Source organism: Pseudonocardia sp. SID8383 (assembly GCF_009864975.1).
GTDB lineage: Bacteria > Actinomycetota > Actinomycetes > Mycobacteriales > Pseudonocardiaceae > Pseudonocardia > Pseudonocardia alni.
The window spans coordinates 1-1,190 of the sequence record NZ_WWFY01000862.1 but is presented as its reverse complement, the minus strand read 5'-3'; the positions used below and the strand labels follow the sequence as shown (position 1 = coordinate 1,190).

Annotated in this window: 1 protein-coding gene; it reads left to right on the top strand. The window is 78.0% G+C overall.

Features of this window, described 5'->3' with window-relative positions; genetic code table 11:
- Positions 1–1,080 (top strand): hypothetical protein (locus GTW08_RS20820; protein ID WP_237454028.1); only part of this gene is annotated, 1,080 nt, incomplete at its 5' end.
- Positions 1,081–1,190 lie beyond the last annotated feature (110 nt).

Here is a 1,190-nt window from a genome sequence, read left to right as displayed (position 1 = left end):
TGCGCGTCACCCGCCGCGCCGGGTGATCCCCGTCTCGCTGTGATCACCGTCCGCATCCGGCACTCCACGGAGCGCAACGAGATCGCGCCCCGGACGTTGTACCCCGTGGACGACGCGACGGAGGAGGTGGGCATGGGGCGGATCGCGGGATCGGCCGCGGCCCGGCTTGCCGGTTTCGGCGCCGCGTCGGTGCTGGTGTTCACCGCGGCCTGGACGGCGGGCGGTGCGGTGGGCACCCTCTCGGCGACCCCGGTCGCCGACGCGCGGGCCGGCGGCGACCCCGGCGACGAGCGCGGCGACGACGGCGTCCTCGCGGCCGGCCTGGCCACCGGCGACGCGACGACCGGCGCGGGCGGCGTGCTCACCACCGCGGCCGGCTACACCCTGACCCCGGTCGGGACCGTCCACCCCTGGCGCGAGCCCACCGAGGTCGCGTTCACCGTGACCGGTTCCGACGGCGCCCCGGTGACCCGGTTCGACGCCCCCGCCGACGGCTCCGGGGTCATGGACGTCGCCGTGCTGCGACGCGACGTCGCCGGCTACATGCGGCTGCGCGCCACCCAGGGCCCCGACGGCGTGTGGCGGGCACCGGTCCGGTTCCCCGGCCAGGGCGTGTGGCGGCTGTACGCCGGGTTCACCCCGACCGGCGGCCCGCACCTGGACCTCGGGACCGACCTGCACGTCCCCGGCACCTACGGTGCCTTCACCTTCCCGGCCGAGAACCGGGCGGGGCTCTGCGGGGGCAGTGACCAGCAGGTCCGTCTCGACGGCGCCCTGGTCCCCGGCGGGGAGTCCCGGCTGTTCGCGACGGTCGGGCGCGACGGCACCCCGGTCACCGACCTCGAGCCCGTCGACGGCGGCGCGTTCGGCCGGATGACCGCGGTCCGCCAGGGCGACCTGGCCCGGTTCCCGGTCCGTCCCGAGATCACCGGCGCGGCCCCGACCGACCGGTCCGGCCCCGGGGTGGCGTTCGCGGTGTCGCTCCCCGCCCCGGGCAGCTACCGGCTGTTCCTCGACTACCGCTCCGGCGGTGTGCTGCGGTCGTGCGAGTTCACGCTCCCGACCGCCCCGGGGAGCTGACGGCGGTTGCGTCCGGTCCTGCGGGCCGTCGCCCCGCCGGTGGCGGCCCTGTTCGCCCTGCTGCTGCCGCTCGCCGGCCCGGCACTCGCCGGCGCGGCGTGGGCCCCGCC